Below are 20,305 nucleotides of genomic sequence, written 5' to 3' on the forward strand. Positions count from 1 at the left end.
CGATCCCGGACCGGGCGGACCTGTGACGGGTTCAGCTCGGGGATGCCGTCGCCATCACGCCCACGGCCAGCCTGGCTTCCACCACGCCGGGGTCCTCGGTGTGGCCCAGGGTCGCGCCCAGCGAGACCAGGAGCCTGCGCATGCGCGCGTTGTCCGCCAGCAGGGTGGCCCTGACCTCGGCGAAACCCAGGTCACGGGCCTCGCCGACGATCATCCTGGCCAGTGCCGAGCCCAGGCCCCTGCCCTGCCAGCGGTCCTCGACCAGGAAGGCCATCTCGGCGATGCCGGGGTCGGGGGTGAACATCAGGTTGGCCAGCGCGATGACCTGGCCGTCGTGCCCGGCGACAAGGGAGTGGCCGCGGGTGCGGTCGCAGAGCCGGTCGAAGACGCGGGGCGGCAGCACGGGCATCGAGGTGAAGTAGCGGAACCGGCGCGCCTCGGGCGAGCAGCGGTCGTGCAGGTCACGGACCGCCTCGCGGTAGAGCCGCGTCAGCGGGCGGATCTGCGTCCGGGTGCCGTCGGACAGCTTGACGGCCCGCTCGGTGCCCGCCGGCCGGTGGGGTGGGGGCTGCGCCAGCCGTACGAAGGCGGCGGCCCGGGCGGCCTCGGTCAGCGTGAAGGGCAGCTCCGCCCGGCGCAGCCGGATGGCGCGGCGCGGGGCCACCGGCACGGTCAGCAGCGTCGGGTCCGGCAGGTCGCTCATGTCCGCACCGTAGACCCACCGGGAGTCGTCGGCGCGTAGCAGCTCTCCCAGCAGCTCGGGCAGGCGCCAGGGCATCGCGCGCAGGCGGGAGGCGAGCAGGAGCGCGCGGGTGGGCTCGTCGGTGAGCTGGTGGGCGGTCGCGGCGACGACCTTGACCTGCCGGCCGCCGGCCGCCTCCAGCGCCTCGCGCACGGCCTCGGGCCCGGCGGGGATCTCGGCCACGAACTCGTCCACGGTGCCGTCCGCGTCGGACTGGACGCTCAGGCCCAGGATGTTGCCACCCTTCTCGGCGAGTGCGGCGGCCAGTGAAGCCAGTCGTCCCGGACGCTCGTCAACCGTCGTACGTATCCTCAGAAAACCCATCAGAACGCTCCCTCCGTCAGGCACAGCCTGCCGGAGTCCTGTTACAGACCTGCTACACATGAGTGAGCCCGCCGTTACGTCAGAGATGATCACCCATGACGCGGTTCTACAACGGTTTCCGTCGGATGCTGCGTCGTAATTGACGGATATAGCAGGATATGTGGCCATGAGCACGCGTGTTCCCCGGTCTGGGGATTTTGTCAATGGAGATGTCTCCTTCTGGTACCGCTCCCTCGGCATCCCCACGGCTGGCGCTCCCCTCGACGGCGACCGCGACGCGGACGTGGTGATCGTCGGCGCCGGCTACACCGGCCTGTGGACCGCCTACTACCTGAAGAAGGCCAGCCCGAGCCTGCGGGTCGTGGTGCTGGAGAAGGAGTTCGCCGGGTACGGCGCGTCCGGGCGCAACGGCGGCTGGCTGGTGGGCGAGCTCGCGGGCACCCCGGAACGTTACGCCCGCACGCACGGCACGGACGCGGCCAAGCGGCTCCAGCGGGTGATGTTCGAGGCGATCGACGAGGTCATCGCGGTCGCCAAGGACGAGAACATCGACGCCGACATCGTCAAGGGCGGCGTCACCACGGTCGCCACCAACGCCGCCCAGGACCGGCGGCTGCACCGGCTGCTCGCCCACGAGCGCCACTGGGGCTGGACCGAGGAGGACGTCCGGCTGCTGGACCCGGCCGAGCGGGAGAGCCGCCTGCGGGTCGACGGCGCGGTCAGCGCGATCTGGAGCCCGCACTGCGCCCGGATCCAGCCCGCCAAACTGGCCCGCGGCCTGGCCCGGGCCGTGCGCGACCTGGGGGTGGAGATCTTCGAGCGCACCCCGGTCACCGAGATCGCCCCGCGCGAGGCCCGCACGCCGTACGGCACGGTCCGCGCCGACCACGTCATCCGCGCGACCGAGGGGTTCACCGCCGAGCTGAAGCAGTATCACCGGACCTGGCTGCCGATGAACAGCTCGATGATCGTCACCGAGCCGCTGGGCGAGCTGTGGGACGCGATCGGCTGGGAGGGCTGCGAGCTGCTCGGCGACATGGCGCACTACTACATGTACGCCCAGCGCACCGCCGACGGCCGGATCGCCTTCGGCGGGCGCGGCAAGCCCTACCTGTACGGCTCCCGCGTGGACGACCGGGGCCACACCCACGAGTGGACCGTCGAGGCGCTGTGGGAGCTGCTGACCGGCATGTTCCCCGCGGTGAGGGCCTCCAGGGTCGCGCACGCCTGGTCCGGGGTGCTGGGCGTGCCGCGCGACTGGTGCGCCACCGTGCACCTCGACCGGGCCACCGGCATCGGCTGGGCGGGCGGCTACACCGGCCACGGGGTGACCACCGCCAACCTGGCCGGCCGCACCCTGCGCGACCTGATCCTGCGCGAGGACACGGAGCTGACCGCGCTGCCCTGGGTGGACCGCAAGGTGCGAGGCTGGGAGGTGGAACCACTGCGGTGGATCGGCGTGCACGCCATGTACGACCTGTACCGGCGGGCCGACGCGAGGGAGAAGGCCGGGCTCGGCCGGACCTCCGTCCTGGCGAGTGTCGCCGACTCCATCACCGGACGTTAAGGAGAGTCATGATCTACCTGCCCGACGCCTTTCCCCGCGTCTCGACGGTGACCGAGTGAGCGACATCCTGTTCCGCGGCGGACGGGCCTTCCTGGCCGCCGACGCCTTCGCCGAGGCGGTGCTGGTCCGCGACGGTCGGATCGCCGCGGTGGGCACGGAGGCCGACGTCGTACGGCGGGCGGCCCCCGGCCACGAGACCGTCGACCTCGGCGGCGGCCTGCTGACCCCCGGCTTCACCGACTCCCACATGCACCCGGTCCAGGCCGGGCTGGAGCGGGCCAAGTGCGACCTGGCCGAGGTCTACGGCCTGCCGGAGTATCTGGAGCGGATCGCCGCCTACGCCGGGGCCAACCCGGGCCACGAGTGGATCGACGGCGGCGGCTGGGACATGGCCGCCTTCCCGGGCGGCCTGCCGCACCGCTCCCAGCTCGACTTCATTGACCGCCCGGTGTATCTGATCCAGCGCGACCACCACGCCGCCTGGGTCAACACCCGGGCGCTGGAGCTGGCCGGGATCACCCGCGACACCCCCGACCCGGCCGACGGCCGGATCGAGCGCGACGCGGACGGCACGCCGAGCGGCGTGCTGCACGAGGGCGCGATGGACCTGGTGGGCCTGCTCACCCCGCGCCCCACGGCGCGGGACCTGTCCGAGGCGCTGCTCTCGGCCCAGGCCCACCTGTTCTCCCAGGGCATCACCGGCTGGCAGGACGCCATCGTCGGCTCCTACGCGGGCTCCGACGACCAGCTGCCCACCTACATCGCGGCGGCGGCCTCCGGGCGGTTGAAGGCCCGCGTCGTGGGCGCGCTCTGGTGGGACCGCACGCGCGGCGCCGAGCAGATCCCCGAGCTCATCGAGCGCCGCCGGTCGGCCGAGGGCCTCGAACGCTTCCGCGCCACCTCGGTGAAGATCATGCAGGACGGGATCACCGAGAACTTCACCGCCGCGGTGATCGAGCCCTACTGCCGCTGCGGCGGCACCGGGCTGTCGTACGTGGACCCCGCGCTGCTGAAGGACTACGTCGCCGAGCTGGACCGGCACGGCTTCCAGGTGCACTTCCACGCGATCGGCGAGCGCGCCGTCCGCGAGGCGCTGGACAGCTTCGAGGGGACCGACCCGGCCAACCGGCACCACATCGCGCACCTGCAGATCATCGAGCCGTCCGACGTGCCGCGCTTCGCCGCCCTCGGCGTGACGGCCAACCTGCAGCCGCTGTGGGCCACCCACCACGCCCAGATGGATGAGCTGACGATCCCGTTCCTGGGCGACGAGCGCTCGGCCTGGCAGTATCCGTTCGCCGACCTGCTGAAGGCGGGCACCCGGTTCTGCGCCGGCAGCGACTGGCCGGTCTCCAACGCCGACCCGATCCAGGGGATGCACGTGGCGGTCAACCGCACCGAGCCGGGCAGCTCGGTGCACGCCGACTATCCGACGGCGCAGACGCCGTTCCTGCCCGGCCAGAGCCTGGACCTGGCCACCGCGCTGACCGCCTACACCGCCGGCTCGGCCTGGATCAACCACGACGACGACGCCGGGACGATCACCCCGGGCAACCGCGCCGACCTGGTGGTGCTGGACCGCGACCCGTTCACCGAACCGGCCGCCGACATCTGGCGGACCGAGGTGGCGATGACCTTCGTCGGCGGCGAGCAGGTCTACCGGCGCTGACCTACCGCTCCCGGTGAGCCCCCGTGCGCTCCGCCACCCGCCCGCCGGCGGCCGGACGCACGGGGACGTCCCCGAGCGGGCGGGGAAAACTACTTTGATCATCGCCTGGAATGGGCGATAGTCGCCCCGTGACGCAGACAGAGGGAAACGGCCACCGTACCGCCCGCCCGCTCTGGCGCGACCGCGACTTCGGCGTCTTCTGGGCCTCCCAGACGCTCTCCGTCGCGGGAGACTCCTTCGCCTACATCGCCATCCCGCTGCTGGTGCTACACGTGACCGGGTCGGTCGCGCAGATGGGCCTGCTGACGGGCGTGGCGGGCGCGGCGTCGGTCTGCGCCGGGATCTTCGCGGGGGTCCTGGTGGACCGGCTCGACCGGCGGGCCTTGATGATCTTCTGTGATCTCACCCGGACCGTGCTGTACGGGCTCGTCCCGCTGGTCTGGGCGTTCGGCCCGCAGGTCTGGCTGCTGTACGTGGTGCTGCCGGTGGCCGAGGCCGTCGGGATGGTCTTCCAGGTCACCTACGTGACCGCGGTGCGCAACCTCGTCCCCGGCGAGCGCATCACCGAGGCCAACGGCCGGCTCTACGCGACCTCCGCCGCGGCCGGGATCGGCGGTCCCCTCCTCGCCGGCGTGGTCTCGGGACAGTACGGCCCGACCGCGGCGATCGCCGTCAACGCGGCGAGCTTCGCGGTGTCGGCGATGGGCATCTACTCCCTCCGGTTCTCCCGGGACGGGGACGCCGCGCCCGCGCCGCCGCGCCAGCGGCCCTGGCTGGAACTGCTGGCCGGGGTCCGCTTCCTCTGGGGCCACCCGGTGCTGCGCGCCCTGACCGTCCTGCTGTCCTTCTTCATCTTCCTGACGCTCGGCCTGACCGACGTCCTGATCTATCACCTCAAGCACGATCTCGGCCAGTCCGACGGCACCGTCGGCACGGTCCTCGCGGTCGCGGCGGTGGGCACGGTCGCCGGTTCGCTGATCGTGGCGCCCATCCGCCGCAGGCTGGGTTTCGGCACGTCGTGGATCGGCGCCCTGGCGGTGTCGGGGCTCGCCGTGGCGGCCGTCGGCGCCTCCCGCAGCGTCCCGGTGATCGCCGCTCTGGTGGCCGTCTACCTCGGCGGCGTCAGCGTGGCCGGGATCTGCTCGATGTCACTGCGGCAGCAGGTCACCCCGGACCACCTGCTGGGCCGCGTCACCTCGGCGTTCTGGACCATCCACTTCTCCCTGGGCCCGGTGGGCGCGGCCGTCCTCACCTGGGGGGTGAGCCGCTACGGAGCCACCACGATCTACCCGCTCGCCGGCGCGGGCTGCCTGCTGATCGCGGTGGTCGCCCTGTTCACCCCCATCCGCCGCCCCGACCCCGAGCACACGGGACACGCCGTCCCATGACACGCCCGCTTCGGCGCCCCCGGGCGGGGTAGGCACCGAAGATGGGGGACATCGTCATCAGCCGGGTATACGACGCCGAGCCCGCCGAGGGGGCGGTGTTCCTCGTCGACGGGATGTGGCCGCGCGGCGTCCGCAAGGAGGATCTCAAGCTCGACGGGTGGGCCCGCGACCTCGCCCCCTCCGCCGAGCTGCGCCGCTGGTTCGGGCACCGACCGGAGCGCTTCGAGGAGTTCCGCCTCCGTTACCGGCAGGAGCTGGACCACGCCCCGGACGCCGTGCGCCCGCTGCTGGAGGCCGCCCGCCGGGGGCCGCTCACGCTCGTCTACGCGGCCAAGGACACCGAGCACAACAACGCCGTGGTGCTGCGGGACTACCTGCGGGACCGGCTCGCGGCGCCCGCCTAAGGAGGGCACGGCGAGCCGGGGACCGCACGGAGCGGGAGCGGTTCATCCGAAACCGCCGACACCCGCCTCCTGGAGGATCAGCTGGGCCAGGGCGGCGGCGGCGTCGAGACGGCCGAGCGACCTGGCGGCCTTGGCCATGGTGACGCGGGCCTGCGGGTCGGCCAGCAGGGCGTCGAGCTCGGCGAGGAGTTGGCCGGCGTCGGGACCGGTCTCCAGCAGCGCCCGGGCCGCCCCCGCCTCGGCCAGGTAGCGGGCGTTCTGACGCTGCTCGTCCCCCGCCGACGGGACCAGGGGGATCAGCACGGACGGCTTGCCGACGGCGGTCAGCTCGGCGATGGTGCCCGCGCCGCTGCGGGAGACCACGATGTCGGCGGCGGCGTACACGTGGGCCAGTTCGTCGCCGACATAGGGCACCGGCTGGTAGCGCCCGGCGAGCTCGGCGGGCAGGCCGGCCGCGGTCCGCGTGAACTGGTCGATCCAGCCGGGACCGCACTGGTGGAGCACCTGCGCCCGGGTGAGCAGCGCGGGCAGGACCGCCTCGACCATGGTGTTGATCTGCCGGCTCCCCTGGGCGCCGCCGGTGACGTAGACGAGGGGCAGCTCGGGCGAGAAGCGGAAGTGCCACCGGCCGGAAGGGGCGTTGCCGTTCAGCAGGTGGGGCCGGACGGGGTTGCCGGTGACCACGGCCCGCTCGCGCGCCGGGGCGGGCAGGTGCTCGACCGACGACGGGTGGGTGAGCGCGATCCGGGTGGCGAACCGCGCCAGGATGCGGTTGGCCAGGCCGAGCGCGGTGATCTGCTCGTGCATCACCAGCGGGCGGCCGAGCATCCGGGAGGCGACCCCCAGCGGCACGCACACATACCCTCCGGTGGACAGCACCACGTCGGGGCGGTAGCGGGCGGCGACGCCGAACGCCTGCATGACCCCGACCGGGATCCGGAACATGTCGGCCAGGTTGGTGATCAGCTCGCGCGGGCTGGGCGAGCGCCGCAGCTTGCCCGCCTTGATCGCCTGGAACGGGATGCCGTGCTCGACGGCGATGCGGGCCTCCAGGCCGGTGGCGGTGCCCACCCAGAGCACGTCGAGATCGAGCCCGCGGGCGGCGGCCTGCTCGCGGACGGCCGCGACGGTGGTCAGCGCGGGATAGGTGTGCCCGCCGGTCCCCCCTCCCGTGACGAGCATCCGCAGGGGGCGGTGATCTCCGGCGTTCATGCGTGCGTGTCCTTCCAGGATTGCGATCATCCGTGCGACGTGGCCGCGCCGAAACCTCGACGGCCCCGGGCACGCTACCCGGAGTCGCGGGAAGATCCAATTTCCGGCGGACGGCGGGGGCGCGGAGCGCTGGACGACCGGCCCGCCCGGACCGCCGGCGCCGGTCTCCCGCCGCACCGCCGGCGGCGCCGAGACGACCGGTGTCGGGGTCTCGGGGCGGACGGGTCCGTCCAGCCTACCCGGTGTGCGGCCGTCGCCTGGATGAGTGGCCCCGCCGCCCCGCCGGGCCGCCTTCGGTGTCCGCGACTCCCGGATCTCCGGCCCGGGGCGCCGGGCGCCGCCCGGAGGCCGGGCCGCGACCGGAGAGGCGGGGCCCTGGGCTCGGCGGCTCCGCCCCGCCGTACCACGCAGGCGGTGCGGCCGGACCGGGGCGGCGGGGCGGGCCTTTCTCAGTCCAGGTAGTCGCGCAGGGGCTCCGACCTGGAGGGGTGGCGGAGTTTGGACATGGCCTTGGCCTCGATCTGGCGGATCCGCTCACGGCTGACACCGTGGGCCCTGCCGATCTCGTCCAGGGTCCGGGGCCTGCCGTCGGCCAGCCCGAACCGCATGGAGATCACGTCCGCCTCGCGCCCGGCCAACGTGCCGAGCAGGGCGCGCACCTGCTCCTGGAGCAGGGTGAAGGCGGCCGCCGCCTCCGGGGTGACGGCCCCGGCGTCCTCGATCAGGTCGCCGAGCTCGCCGTCGCCCTCGTCGCCGAACGGCGTGTGCAGGGAGATCGGCTCGCGGCCGTACTCCTGGATCTCGGCGACCTTCTCCGGAGTCAGGTCGAGCTCGGCCGCCAGCTCCTCCGCGGCCGGCTCGCGGCCCAGGTCGCGCAGGAGCCGCTGCCGCGCCCGGGCCACCTTGTTGATCATTTCGACCATGTGGACCGGGACGCGGATGGTCCGCGCCTGGTCGGCCATGGCCCGGGTGATCGCCTGCTTGATCCACCAGGTGGCATAGGTGGAGAACTTGAACCCCAGCCTGTGGTCGAACTTCTCCACCGTGCGGATCAGGCCCAGGTTGCCCTCCTGGATCAGGTCGAGCAAGGGCATCCCGCGTCCGGCGTAGCGTTTGGCGATCGAGACCACCAGCCGCAGGTTGGCCTCCAGGAAGCGGTCCTTGGCGCGGCGGCCGTCCTCGGCGATGTGTTCCAGCTCGGCCCTCAGACCCGCGGGGAGCCGCCCGGCGTCGAGGCGCTCCTGGGCGAACAGGCCCGCCTCGACGCGCCGGGCCAGCTCGACCTCCTGCTCGGCGGAGAGCAGCGGGACCGTGCCGATCTGCTTGAGGTAGGCGCGGACCGGGTCGGCGGCGGCGCCCGCGCCGGTCGCCGTCGTGGCCGTGGTGGCCGGGACTCCGTCGTCGGACCGGGTGAGGGTGGAGCTGAGGGACAAAGCGGATACCTCTCCGTGCGGGAGCGAGGGGACGGGGGCTTGGCTCAGTAGGTGCGCCGCGTCTGCTGCAGGGGGCGGCGGGAGGGGACCGTCCTGCCGGTGGAGCGCGCGCCGTCGCGCTCGCGACGGTGCGGCCGGTACGGCCCGGCCCCTTGGACCGCCGGGCCACGGGCAGCCCCGAGATCGAGGCCGTCGAGCTTGACCGTGGCGGCACCGGCGGCCGGGGAGTGGGAGGGGGCGAGCGGCTGGATGTTCACACGTTCTCCGTCCGTAAATCTTGGAACGGACATAAATTTAGGTCCAACCAACACGGATGTCAACACAAAATCAGGTCCGACCTAAAAAAATGTCGGACCTATGAGAGGGTGGGGGCATGAGCACAGAGACACTGGGTCTGCGGGAGCTGAAGAAGCGCGAGACCCGCCAGGCCATCTCGGACCAGGCCACGCGGCTCTTCATCGAGCGCGGGTTCGACAGGACGACCATCGCCGACGTCGCGGCGGCGGCCAGGGTGGCCAAGATGACCGTGACCAACTACTTCCCGCGCAAGGAGGATCTGGCCCTCGACCACCACGAGGAGTTCGTCGCCGGTCCCGCCCGTACGGTCGCGAGCCGAGAGCCCGGCCAGTCGGCCCTCGCCGCGCTCGCCGGGGCGTTCCTCGCGGCGGTGGAGCGTCACGACCCCGTCATCGGCTTCTCCGGCGTCCAGTTCGCCCGCATGATCGCCGACAGTCCGACCCTGGTGGCCCGCATCCGCGATCTGCACGACCAGCGCGAGGACGCGCTGGCCGAGATCCTGGCCGCCGAGACGGGGGCCGGGCCGCACGACATCACCCCGCGCGCGGTGGCCACCCAGCTCGGCGGCGCCCACCGCGTGCTCTTCACCGAGGTCCAGCGCCGCACCCTCGACGGCCTGAGCAACGAGGAGATCGCCACAGCCGTCGCCGGATCGGCCCGCCGTGTCTTCGATCTGCTGGAGCCCTCCGTCGGCGGCTACGCCGTACGGCAGGCGGCCGGCTGACCGGCCGGCACGCCGGCGCGGCTCCCCCGGCGAGAGGGGTACCCGCCCCGCACCGCGACGTGTCCGTACGGCGGTCCACCCCACGCGGCGACGTGTCCGTACGGCGGTCCACCCCGCACGGGGGCGTGTCCGCGCGGGGGGTGCCGGCCCGCACCCCCGCGCGGACATGCCGAAGGCCCCCGTGGAGAAGTTCCACGGGGGCCTTCGGCGGGCGGTGCCTAGTAGATCGGGCGCGAGGAGGAGCGCAGGCGCTCCAGGGCCTCGGCCAGGATCTGGGCGCCGTCCTTGTCGCTGCGACGCTCCTTCACATAGGCGAGGTGCGTCTTGTAAGGCTCGTTACGCGGCGGCGCGGGCGGGTTGGCCTCGTCCTGACCGGCCGGGAGACCACATCGGGGGCAGTCCCAGAACTCCGGCACGGCCGCGTCGCTGGCGAAGCTGGGACGCGTCTCATGCATGTTGGCGCACCAGAACGGGACCCTCACACGGGGAGCCGCCTCGCCCCGCTCCGCCTCCCCCATCGGGCCCGCGCCGACACGGCTGCCACGGATCGCGTTGCCACTACCCACGGATGAACTCCTCGCTCGATGGCCCCGCCGCTCGGTTGGATGCGGGGGGCTGAACCACTGTCACGCTTCGCGAAAGCCAGGTCAGGGCTTTCAGGGGTCAGGGCTTAAGGAGCAGGCCCAGCGCGATGATGCAGACGAACCAGACCACCCCGGTGATGATGGTGAGGCGGTCAAGGTTGCGCTCCACGACCGAGGAGCCTCCGAACGACGACGAGAACCCGCCACCGAACAGATCCGACAGGCCACCGCCCTTGCCCTTGTGAAGCAGCACAAGCAGTACCATCAGCATGCTCGCCAGAATGAGGGCGATGGAGATTCCGATTGTCACCGTTGACCTGTTCCCTGTTTACGCGCGGCCCCGCGTCCGGGGCGCGCCCCTTGTATGACGCCTGTGGCGTGACGATTCAAACTTGCTCTAAGAGGGTACGACGTGCTGTCAAGTCGTACCCTCCGAACAGCCTACTCAGACGGACATCTCGCCGAAGCGGCAGAGCTTGACGAACTCCCCCGGATCGAGGCTGGCACCGCCGACCAGGGCACCGTCGACATCGGGCTGGTCCATGATGCCGGCGATGTTGTCAGACTTGACCGAGCCACCGTAAAGGATACGGACCGCGGCGGCCACCTCACCGTCATACAGCTCGGCGAGTCGGGCACGCAGCGCCGAACAGACCTCCTGCGCGTCGGCCGGGGTGGCCACCTCCCCGGTGCCGATCGCCCAGACCGGCTCGTAGGCCACCACGACGGACCGAGCCTGCTCGGCGGTGACCGTGCGCAGCGCCCCGTCGAGCTGCGAGACGCTGTGGGCCACCTGGCCGCCGGCCTGACGGACCGGCAGGCCCTCCCCCACGCACAGGATCGGCGTGAGCGAGTGCCGGTAGGCCGCCAACACCTTGGCGTTGACCAGGTCGTCGTCCTCGTGGTGGTACTGGCGCCGCTCGGAGTGCCCGACCAGGACGAAGGTGCAGCCGAGCTTGGCGAGCATCGCCCCGGAGACGTCTCCGGTGTAGGCGCCGCCGTCGTGCCGCGACAGGTCCTGCCCGCCGTACACGATCCGCAGCTTGTCGCCGTCCACGAGCGTCTGCACGCTGCGCAGATCGGTGAACGGCGGCAGCAGCGCCACGTCGACCCTGTCGAAGTCCTTGTCGTTCAGTGCGAACGCCAGCTTCTGGGTGTGGGCGATGGCCTCCAGGTGGTTGAGGTTCATCTTCCAGTTACCGGCCATGAGCGGCCTGCGCGCCGTGGTCACCTGTCGCTCCTCGATCCTCGCTCGCTCGTCGGACGGCCCGCCCCCGCCGCCCCGGGGCACCCCGGGACGGCACGGTGCTCATTGCGTCGGTCCACTCCTAGGCCTCCAGCGCGACGAGTCCGGGCAGGGTCTTGCCTTCCAGGTATTCGAGGCTGGCACCGCCACCGGTGGAGATGTGCGAGAACCCGTCCTCGGGGAGGCCGAGCTTGCGCACGGCCGCGGCCGAGTCACCACCGCCGACGACGGTGAACGCCTCCGACCTGATCAACGCCTCGGCGACGGCCCGGGTTCCGCCGGAGAACGCCTCGAACTCGAAGACGCCCATCGGGCCGTTCCAGAACACGGTCGCGGCGTCGGCCAGCTTGGCCGCGAACAGCTCGCGGCTGCGCGGGCCGATGTCGAGCCCCTGCCGGTCGGCCGGGATCGCGGTGGCGTCGACCACCTCGTACTCGGCGTCCTCGGCGAAGTCCACGGCCGCCAGCACGTCGACCGGCAGGACGAGCTCCACACCGCGCTTGGACGCCTCGTTGAGGAACTCGCGGACCTGGTCGAGCTGGTCCCGCTGGAGCAGCGACCGGCCCACCTCGTAGCCCTGGGCGGCCAGGAAGGTGTAGGCCATGCCACCGCCGATGATCAGCCTGTCGACCTTGGTGAGCAGGTTGCCGATGACCCCGAGCTTGTCGGAGACCTTGGCTCCGCCCAGCACCACGGCGTAGGGCCGGACCGGCTCGTCGGTCAGCTTCCTGAGCACCTCGACCTCGGCCACGACCAGCCTGCCCGCCGCGTGCGGCAGCAGCAGCGGGACGTCGTAGACGCTGGCGTGCTTGCGGTGCACGGCGCCGAAGCCGTCACCGACGTAGATCTCCGCCAGCGCGGCCAGCTTCTCGGCGAAGGCCGCCCGCTGCCCGTCGTCCTTGGACTCCTCGCCCGGCTCGAAGCGCAGGTTCTCCAGCAGGGCCACCTGGCCGTCCTGGAGCGCCGCCACGACGCTCTGCGCCGACTCCCCGACCACGTCGGTCGCGTGGGCCACCTCGGAGCCCAGCAGCTCACCCAGCCGCCTGGCCACCGGGGCCAGCGAGCATTTCGGGTCCGCCGTCCCCTTGGGGCGCCCCAGGTGGGCGCAGACGATCACGCGCGCGCCCTTGCCGGCGAGCTCCTGGATCGTCGGCACCGAGGCGCGGATGCGGCCGTCGTCGGTGATGACGTCCCCGTCGAGGGGGACGTTGAGGTCGGCGCGGACGAGGACGCGCCGACCCTTCACGTCGAACTCAGACAGGTCCTTCATCAGAGGCCGGTGCCGACCAGCTCGATGAGGTCGCCGAGGCGGTTGGAGTAGCCCCACTCGTTGTCGTACCAGCCGACGACCTTGACCTGGTTGCCGATCACCTTGGTCAGGCCCGCGTCGAAGATGCAGGAGGACGGGTCGGTGACGATGTCGGAGGAGACGATCGGGTCCTCGGTGTAGGTCAGGAAGCCCTTGAGGTCGCCCTCGGCGGCGGCCTTCATCGCGGCGTTGACCTCCTCGACGGTGGTCTCACGGCCGACCTCCACGGTCAGGTCGGTGGCCGAGCCGGTGGGGATCGGCACGCGCAGCGCGAACCCGTCGAGCTTGCCCTTGAGCTCGGGCAGCACCAGGCCGATCGCCTTGGCGGCGCCGGTCGAGGTGGGCACGATGTTCAGCGCGGCGGCGCGGGCGCGGCGCAGGTCGCTGTGCGGGCCGTCCTGCAGGTTCTGGTCCTGCGTGTAGGCATGGATGGTGGTCATCAGACCCTTCTCGATGCCGAAGGTGTCGTTGAGGACCTTGGCCATCGGAGCCAGGCAGTTGGTGGTGCACGACGCGTTGGAGATGATCGTGTGGTTGGCCGGGTCGTACTTGTCGTGGTTGACGCCCATCACGATGGTGACGTCTTCGTTCTTGGCCGGGGCCGAGATGATGACCTTCTTGGCGCCGTTGTCGGCGTGCACCCGGGCCTTGTTGGCGTCGGTGAAGAAGCCGGTGGACTCCACCACGACGTCCACCCCGAGGTCGCCCCAGGGCAGCTTGGCGGGGTCGCGCTCGGCGAACGCCTTGATCGACTTGCCGTCGACGACGATCTCGTCGGCGGTGCTCTTCACCTCGTACGGCAGGCGGCCGAGGATGCTGTCGTACTTGAGCAGGTGGGCGAGCGTGGCGTTGTCGGTCAGGTCGTTGACCGCAACGATCTCGATGTCCTTGCCGCTGGCAGCGACCGCACGCCAGAAGTTGCGACCGATGCGGCCGAATCCGTTGACGCCTACGCGGATGGTCACGGTGCCGATCTCCTCGTACGTCGGTGCGCCGATCCACCGGACCGGCGACTTGGGGCGGGCTGAAACCTCAACCACGAACCCTATCGGACCCAAATTGGTGTAGACCACTGGCGGGGTGGGGTCCGTTCTCCGTTAACCCATGGGTAGGTATCGTGCCGTTCAAGTGAAGTGCCCGACTCGTCACTGTAAATACCCGCAATCCCCTCAGGACCAGCCATCATGCGGCCGGTCCGCAGACCCGGGGACGGCCCCGTCCCGGTGCCGGGGCCGGGCCCGGCGGCCCCACCGCGCGCAGCGGGCCGGCCGGCCACCGCGGGCCGCACCGGACAGGCGGCAGGCCACGCGGAAGGGGCCGGGCACCGGACGGCGGGGCCGGCTCCTTCTACGCCAAGGGGCGTCTACGGCGCCAGCATGTCCACCGTGAGGTTCGCCTCGGTGTTGGGGATGCCGATGTCCTGGGCGCGCTTGTCGGCCATGGCGAGCAGGCGCCGGATGCGGCCGGCGATGGCGTCCTTGGTCAGCGGCGGGTCGGCGAGCTGGCCGAGCTCCTCCAGGGAGGCCTGCTTGTGCTCGACCCGCAGGCGGCCGGCGATCACCAGGTGCTCCGGGGCCTCCTCGCCGAGGATCTCCAGGGCGCGCTGGACCCGGGCCCCGGCGGCGACCGCGGCACGGGCCGAGCGGCGCAGGTTGGCGTCGTCGAAGTTGGCCAGGCGGTTGGCCGTCGCCCGCACCTCGCGGCGCATCCGCCGCTCCTCCCAGGCCAGCACGCTGTCGTGGGCGCCCAGCCGGGTCAGCAGCGCGCTGATCGCGTCACCGTCGCGGACCACGACCCGGTCCACGCCCCGGACCTCGCGGGCCTTGGCGTGGATCTTCAGCCGCCGGGCGGAGCCGACCAGCGCGAGCGCCGCCTCCGGCCCCGGGCAGGTGACCTCCAGCGACATGGAGCGGCCCGGCTCGGTCAGCGAGCCGTGCGCCAGGAAGGCCCCCCGCCAGGCGGCCTCGGCGTCACAGGTCGCCCCCGCGACGACCTGGCGCGGCAGGCCGCGGACCGGGCGGCCGTGGTTGTCGATCAACCCGGTCTGGCGGGCCAGGGCCTCCCCGTCGCGGTAGACCCGCACCACGTAACGTGAGCCCTTGCGCAGCCCCGCGGGGGCCAGGACGAGCACTTCCGCCTTGTGGCCGAACACCTCGCCGATGTCCTTGATGAGCCGCCTGGCCGTGACGTTGGTGTCGAGCTCCGCCTCGATCACGATCCGCCCGCCCACCAGGTGCAGTCCGCTCGCGAACCGCAGGAGCGTCGACACCTCGGCCTTACGGCAGCAAGGCTTCAGGACCGGCAGCCTGCTCAGCTCGTCCTTGACCACACCTGTCATCGCCATGTGCGTTCGTCCTCCCCCATACAGACCTCATGCGACCCGATAAAACCAGGCTCACAGAAGTTTCTCGCACTCCTGAGCACCGCTGACCAGGATCAACGCTTCTCACGGAAAATCTCGTCCAGGACGGAGGCAAGACGTTGCGCATCGTGCCGCGGCGAGCCGTCCTCGTCCGCCACGGCCGCCAGGACGAGCCGGCCGCCGAGCTCGGCGGCCGCCTTGGCCAGCTCCTCCCCGTCCTCGGCCACCCCGGTGTCGGCGAGCACCACGTCGATCTCCAGGGCGGGGGCGTGCTGGCGCAGCACCTCCAGGTGCTTCTGGGGGGAGAAACCGTCGGTCTCCCCCGGTTGCGGGGCGAGGTTCAGGGCGACCAGGCGGCGCGCCCGGGTGGAGTGCAGGGCCTGGGCCAGCTCGGGCACCTTGAGGTGGGGCAGCACACTGGTGAACCACGAGCCGGGGCCGAAGACCACCCAGTCGGCGTCCAGGACCGCCTGGACCGCCTCGGGGCAGGCCGGCGGGTCCTCCGGGACCAGCGAGATGGCCTGGACCCGGCCGGGGGTGAGCGCGCAGGCCACCTGGCCGTGCACGGTGCTCACCTGGCCGTCCAGCTCCACCTCCGCGGCGATGTCGAGCGGCACCGAGGACATGGGCAGCACCCGCCCGTGCGCGCCGAGCAGCCTGCCGACCCAGTCGAGGCCGGCGACCGTGTCGCCGAGCCTCTCCCACAGCGCCACGATCAGCAGGTTGCCGATCGCGTGACCGTGCAGTTCGCCCTCACTCCGGAAACGGTGCTGGACGACCTCGCTCCAGGTCCGCCCCCACTCGTCGTCACCGCAGAGCGCGGCCAGCGCCATCCGCAGGTCTCCCGGGGGCAGCACGCCGAGCTCCCGGCGGAGCCGGCCGCTCGACCCCCCGTCGTCGGCCACGGTGACCACCGCCGTCAGCCTGGAGGTGACCCTGCGCAGCGCCGACAGCGACGCGTACAGGCCATGCCCTCCACCCAGCGCGACGACCTTGAGACCTTCGATCACTCCCGGCCCACATCCCGATGACTTACCTGCACCTCCATGCCACCCCGGTCCCGCAGCCGGCCGCCGATCTGCTCGGCCATCGCGACACTGCGGTGCTTGCCGCCGGTGCAGCCGACGGCGAGCGTGGCATAGCTCTTGCCCTCGCGGGTGTAACCGGCCGCGATGATGCCGACCACCTCGTCGTAGGCGTCCAGGAGCTCCTTCGCCCCCGGCTGGTTGAGAACATACTCCCGGACGGGGGTGTCCAGCCCGTTCATCGGGCGCAGTTCCGGAACCCAGTGGGGATTGGGCAGGAAGCGGCAGTCGACGACCAGGTCGGCGTCGACGGGCAGGCCGTACTTGTAGCCGAAGGAGACGACGTTGACCCGCAGGCCGGGCCGGTCCTCGCCGCCGAAGAAGGCGACGATCTTGCCGCGGAGCTCGTGGACGTTGAGGTTGGAGGTGTCGATGACCAGGTCGGCGTTTGCCCGGACCTCGCGCAGGATGCCCCGCTCGCGGGCGATCCCGTCGACCAGCCGGCCCTCTCCCTGAAGCGGGTGCGGGCGGCGGACGTTCTCGAACCTGCGGACCAGCTCCTCGTCGCTGGCCTCCAGGAACACCACCCGGACGGCGACGCCGCGGCCGTCCAGCTCCTCGATGGCGGCGTTGAGGTCGGTGGTGAAGGCCAGGCTGCGCACGTCGACGACCGCGGCCACCTTGTCGGCGGCCAGCTTGACCCGCCCGGCCTCCTCCGCCATGGCGAACAGCAGGCCGGGCGGCAGGTTGTCGATGACGAACCAGCCGAGGTCCTCCAGGGCCTTGGCCGCGGTGCTCCGTCCCGCCCCCGACATACCGGTGACGATGACGAACGCCGGTTCTCTTCCGTTGTTCATGGGTTCTCCCCCTTCAAGGCCGACACGATCGTCTCGGCCGTGGCGGGGCCGATCCCGGGAATCTCGCAGATCTGGGCCGCGGTGGCCTCCCGCAGCCGTTTCACCGATCCGAAATGCTTGATCAGGGCCTGTCTGCGGGCCGGGCCGAGCCCGGGGACCTCGTCCAGGGCGCTTTCCTTGACGCTCTTCGACCGCTTCGAACGATGGTAGGCGATGGCGAATCTGTGGGCCTCGTCACGCACACGCTGCAGGAGGTAAAGGGCCTCACTCGACCGGGGAAGGATCACCGGCAGGTCCTCACCCGGCAGCCAGACCTCCTCCAGCCGCTTGGCCAGCCCGCAGACCGCCACGTCGTCCACGCCCAGCTCGTCCAGCGCGCGCCGGGCCGCCGCCGCCTGGGCCGGGCCGCCGTCCACGACGACCAGGTTGGGCGGGTAGGCGAACTTGCGCGGCCGGCCGGTCTCCGGGTCGATGGGCGATCCGGCGCCGGGATCGAGGTCGGCGTCGGGGCCGAGGGCCGCGTTGGCCTCGGCGTCGAGCTCCCCGGTGGCCGAACGCTCCTCCAGATAGCGCTTGAACCGGCGTGAGATCACCTCGTGGATCGAGGCGACGTCGCCCTCGGTGGAGCGGACGGAGAACCTGCGGTATTCGCTCTTGCGGGCCAGACCGTCCTCGAACACCACCATGGAGGCCACCACGTTGGTGCCCTGGGTGTGGGAGACGTCGTAGCACTCGATGCGTAGCGGCGCCTGGTCCAGGTCGAGCGCGTCGGCGACCTCCTGCAGCGCCCTGCTCCGGGTGGTCAGGTCGCTGGCCCGCTTGAGCTTGTGCTGCTTCAGAGCCTCCAGGGCGTTGCGCTCGACGGTCTCCATCAGCGCCTTCTTGTCCCCGCGCTGCGGGACGCGGATCTCCACCCGGGCCTTGCGGTGCTCGCCGAGCAGCTCGGTGACCGCCTCCACGTCAGGGGGGAGGGCGGGCACCAGCACCTCCCTGGGCAGTGCCTCGGGGGTCGCCTCGCCGTACATCTGCAGCAGGAACTGCTCGACCAGCTCGCCGGGCCCGGCCTCCTCGACCTTGTCGACCACCCAGCCGCGCTGCCCTCTGATGCGTCCGCCGCGGACGTAGAACACCTGCACCGCCGCCTCCAGCGGATCCTCCGCCAGCGCGATCACATCGCAGTCGGTGCCCTCCCCCAGCACCACGGCCTGCTTCTCCATCGCCCGCAGCAGTGCCTGGATGTCGTCGCGGAGCCGGGCGGCCCGCTCGTATTCCTGCTCGGCGGCCGCCTGGCGCATCTCGCGCTCCAGCCGCTTGGTGAAGCGGCCGGTGTTGCCGGCCATGAAGTCGCAGAAGTCCTCGGCCAGCGTCCGGTGCTCCTCGGCGGTGACCCTGGCGACGCAGGGCGCCGAGCACTTGTCGATGTAGCCCAGCAGGCAGGGCCGGCCGATCTGCCCGGCGCGCCGGAACACCCCCGCCGAGCAGCTCCTGATCGGGAACACCCGCAGCAGCAGGTCGACCGTCTCCCGGATCGCCCAGGCGTGGGAGTAGGGCCCGAAGTAGCGGGTGCCCTTGCGCTTGGCCCCGCGCATCACCTGGACCCGGGGGAACTCCTCGCCCATGGTGACCGCGAGGTAGGGGTAGGACTTGTCGTCGCGGTATTTGACGTTGAACCGCGGGTCGTACTCCTTGATCCAGGAGTATTCGAGCTGGAGCGCCTCGACCTCGGTGCCGACGACCGTCCAGTCGACGTCGACGGCGGTCGTGAGCATGGTCTGGGTGCGCGGATGGAGCCCGGCGAAGTCGGCGAAGTAGGAGTTGAGCCGCTGGCGCAGGCTCTTGGCCTTGCCCACGTAGATGACCCGGCCGTCGGCGTCCCTGAACCGGTAGACGCCGGGGGATTCGGGGATCGACCCCGGACTCGGCCGGAAACTCGCCGGACCAACCACAGATCTCGCCACACCGGAAGCCTATCGGCCTTCACCGACAGGATCCCTTCTCCGGAACCCCTACCCGCCCCCGCTTCGCGGGGTGCCCGCGGCGCCGGCGCCGCTCTCCCGGCGTCGGCGCCGGCGCCGCGGACCTCGCTCAGGCGAGGGTGATGGAGCCGCCCTCGACCTTGATCGCCTTCTCTGCCAGCGGCTTCTTGGCCGGGCCGCCGGCGACGGAGCCGTCCTCGATCTTGAACTTGCTGCCGTGGCACGGGCAGTTGATCGTGCCGCCCGAGACGCTCTCGACGTCACACCCCTGGTGGGTGCAGACGGAGGTGAAGGCCTTGAACTGCCCGGCGGCGGGCTGGGTCACCACCACCTTCTGGTCCTTGAAGACCTTGCCGCCGCCCTGGGGGATGTCAGCGGCCTTGGCCAGCGCCCCCGCCCCCGCCTCCGCGCCGACCGGGGCCGCGCCCGCCTCGGAGGCCGCCGGCGACGCCGGCGACGCCCCGTCGGCGGCCGATCCGCCGTAACCCGCGCACGCGGTCAGCATCGCCGCCATCCCGGCGCCTCCCGCCCCCAGCATCACCGCGCGACGTGTCGTGTCAGTCATGAGTCACCCTCCAAGATCTCGTCCTCGGGTACGGCCGGTCCCGATGCCGGTCCAGCATGCCGTACCCGGCGTCAGAGAACTGTGAAGGATTCCACTTTCGGCGCGTCCCGGGCCGGAGGGCTCAGACCATCACGATGCCGTCGCCGTCGACCTTCAGCGCGAACTCCACCAGCGGGGCCTCCGCCGGGCCCTTGAGGCACTTGCCGGAGTCGGCGGCGAACTCACTGCCGTGGCAGGGGCAGCGGATGACGCCGTCGGCCACCCGGCCGACCGCGCAGCCCTTGTGCGGGCAGCTCGCGGTGAACGCCTTGAACACCCCGGCGGTAGGCTGGGTGATCACGATCTTCCACTTGCTGATGACCTTGCCGCCGCCCACCGGTATCTCGGCGGTCTGGGCGATGACCTTCCCCTTGATGCCCGGCGGCACGATGCCCGGGCCGGGTCCGCCCGCGCCCGCGCCGCAACCGGTGAGCGCCGCCCCGCACGCCACGGCCGCCGTGGCGCCGATCACATGTCTGCGCGTGGGCATGGCGGAACCTTCACTGCTGCTCATCGTGGCCCTTCTCACAACGTCCCCCGCATACCGGGCTCCCGCCTCAAGGGTATTGAGGCGGGAGCCCG

The 20,305-nt window shown here is 71.8% G+C and carries 19 protein-coding genes and 1 pseudogene; 5 read left to right on the forward strand and 15 right to left on the reverse strand.

The genetic code is table 11. The features are described 5' to 3' along the window. Positions 1-31: 31 nt before the first annotated feature. Entirely contained in the window at positions 32-1,066 is a 1,035-nt protein-coding gene (locus ACWDS7_RS07235; protein ID WP_451928520.1) for an N-acetyltransferase family protein, read from the reverse strand. A gap of 166 nt (positions 1,067-1,232) precedes the next feature. Between ACWDS7_RS07235 and ACWDS7_RS07240 the strand changes: the two genes are divergently transcribed. The 4 genes from ACWDS7_RS07240 to ACWDS7_RS07255 all read left to right on the forward strand — a co-directional run bounded on the left by ACWDS7_RS07240 (position 1,233) and on the right by ACWDS7_RS07255 (position 6,094). Then, complete coding sequence (locus ACWDS7_RS07240; RefSeq protein WP_451928521.1) at positions 1,233-2,633, forward strand: NAD(P)/FAD-dependent oxidoreductase; 1,401 nt, start codon at positions 1,233-1,235, stop codon at positions 2,631-2,633. Between the two features lie 55 nt (positions 2,634-2,688). Beyond that, positions 2,689-4,302 (forward strand): amidohydrolase, encoded by a 1,614-nt coding sequence (locus ACWDS7_RS07245; RefSeq protein WP_451928522.1) that lies wholly within the window; start codon positions 2,689-2,691, stop codon positions 4,300-4,302. A 128-nt stretch (positions 4,303-4,430) separates the two neighbouring features. Beyond that, a complete protein-coding gene (locus ACWDS7_RS07250; RefSeq protein ID WP_451928523.1) occupies positions 4,431-5,690 on the forward strand; it encodes an MFS transporter in 1,260 nt (419 codons plus the stop codon). Positions 5,691-5,731: 41 nt separating this feature from the next. Beyond that, a complete protein-coding gene (locus ACWDS7_RS07255; protein WP_451928524.1) occupies positions 5,732-6,094 on the forward strand; it encodes a DUF488 domain-containing protein in 363 nt (120 codons plus the stop codon). 42 nt (positions 6,095-6,136) lie between these two features. Here ACWDS7_RS07255 and ACWDS7_RS07260 read toward each other — a convergent pair whose 3' ends face one another. From ACWDS7_RS07260 to ACWDS7_RS07270, 3 genes and pseudogenes are all read right to left on the reverse strand, one after another. Then, positions 6,137-7,306 carry a UDP-N-acetylglucosamine--N-acetylmuramyl-(pentapeptide) pyrophosphoryl-undecaprenol N-acetylglucosamine transferase gene (locus tag ACWDS7_RS07260; RefSeq protein WP_451928525.1) on the reverse strand — a complete coding sequence of 390 codons (1,170 nt, stop codon included), beginning with the start codon at positions 7,304-7,306 and terminating at the stop codon, positions 6,137-6,139. Positions 7,307-7,755: 449 nt separating this feature from the next. Next, positions 7,756-8,721, reverse strand: a pseudogene (locus ACWDS7_RS07265) (RNA polymerase sigma factor); the annotation flags it as partial. A 62-nt stretch (positions 8,722-8,783) separates the two neighbouring features. Then, positions 8,784-8,996: a hypothetical protein gene (locus ACWDS7_RS07270; protein WP_451928526.1), complete on the reverse strand. Its 213-nt coding sequence runs from the start codon at positions 8,994-8,996 to the stop codon at positions 8,784-8,786. 116 nt (positions 8,997-9,112) lie between these two features. On the opposite strand from ACWDS7_RS07270, the gene ACWDS7_RS07275 reads away from it, so the two are divergent. Continuing rightward, entirely contained in the window at positions 9,113-9,760 is a 648-nt protein-coding gene (locus tag ACWDS7_RS07275; protein ID WP_451928527.1) for a TetR/AcrR family transcriptional regulator, read from the forward strand. A gap of 218 nt (positions 9,761-9,978) precedes the next feature. Here the strand turns inward: ACWDS7_RS07275 and ACWDS7_RS07280 are convergent, their stop codons facing one another. The 11 genes from ACWDS7_RS07280 to ACWDS7_RS07330 all read right to left on the reverse strand — a co-directional run bounded on the left by ACWDS7_RS07280 (position 9,979) and on the right by ACWDS7_RS07330 (position 20,213). Beyond that, on the reverse strand, positions 9,979-10,326 hold the full coding sequence (locus ACWDS7_RS07280) for an RNA polymerase-binding protein RbpA (protein WP_012892502.1): 348 nt from the start codon (positions 10,324-10,326) through the stop codon (positions 9,979-9,981). Positions 10,327-10,423: 97 nt separating this feature from the next. Then, positions 10,424-10,654 carry a preprotein translocase subunit SecG gene (gene secG, locus ACWDS7_RS07285; protein ID WP_306868819.1) on the reverse strand — a complete coding sequence of 77 codons (231 nt, stop codon included), beginning with the start codon at positions 10,652-10,654 and terminating at the stop codon, positions 10,424-10,426. Positions 10,655-10,789: 135 nt separating this feature from the next. Beyond that, positions 10,790-11,551, reverse strand: a complete 762-nt coding sequence (tpiA, locus tag ACWDS7_RS07290; RefSeq protein WP_306875663.1) for a triose-phosphate isomerase — start codon at positions 11,549-11,551, stop codon at positions 10,790-10,792. Positions 11,552-11,672: 121 nt separating this feature from the next. Continuing rightward, entirely contained in the window at positions 11,673-12,860 is a 1,188-nt protein-coding gene (locus tag ACWDS7_RS07295; RefSeq protein WP_451928528.1) for a phosphoglycerate kinase, read from the reverse strand. Further along, entirely contained in the window at positions 12,860-13,864 is a 1,005-nt protein-coding gene (gene gap, locus ACWDS7_RS07300) for a type I glyceraldehyde-3-phosphate dehydrogenase (RefSeq protein WP_451928546.1), read from the reverse strand. The genes ACWDS7_RS07295 and gap overlap by 1 nt, the downstream gene beginning before the upstream one ends. 398 nt (positions 13,865-14,262) lie before the next feature. Further along, entirely contained in the window at positions 14,263-15,243 is a 981-nt protein-coding gene (gene whiA / locus ACWDS7_RS07305) for a DNA-binding protein WhiA (protein ID WP_012892507.1), read from the reverse strand. A 92-nt stretch (positions 15,244-15,335) separates the two neighbouring features. After that, positions 15,336-16,271, reverse strand: coding sequence for a gluconeogenesis factor YvcK family protein (locus ACWDS7_RS07310; RefSeq protein WP_451928529.1), 936 nt, complete (start codon positions 16,269-16,271; stop codon positions 15,336-15,338). Beyond that, positions 16,268-17,143 (reverse strand): RNase adapter RapZ, encoded by an 876-nt coding sequence (rapZ, locus tag ACWDS7_RS07315; protein ID WP_306868812.1) that lies wholly within the window; start codon positions 17,141-17,143, stop codon positions 16,268-16,270. Before rapZ ends, ACWDS7_RS07310 begins: the two co-directional genes overlap by 4 nt. After that, positions 17,140-19,089 carry an excinuclease ABC subunit UvrC gene (uvrC, locus tag ACWDS7_RS07320; protein WP_451928547.1) on the reverse strand — a complete coding sequence of 650 codons (1,950 nt, stop codon included), beginning with the start codon at positions 19,087-19,089 and terminating at the stop codon, positions 17,140-17,142. The genes rapZ and uvrC overlap by 4 nt, the downstream gene beginning before the upstream one ends. Before the next feature lie 139 nt (positions 19,090-19,228). After that, the gene (locus ACWDS7_RS07325) at positions 19,229-19,684 is read right to left on the reverse strand and encodes a Rieske (2Fe-2S) protein (RefSeq protein ID WP_451928530.1); all 456 of its coding nucleotides are present in this window, start codon (positions 19,682-19,684) and stop codon (positions 19,229-19,231) included. 121 nt (positions 19,685-19,805) lie between these two features. After that, a complete protein-coding gene (locus tag ACWDS7_RS07330) occupies positions 19,806-20,213 on the reverse strand; it encodes a Rieske (2Fe-2S) protein (protein WP_451928531.1) in 408 nt (135 codons plus the stop codon). Positions 20,214-20,305 lie beyond the last annotated feature (92 nt).

This window comes from Streptosporangium sp. NPDC003464 (assembly GCF_053588315.1).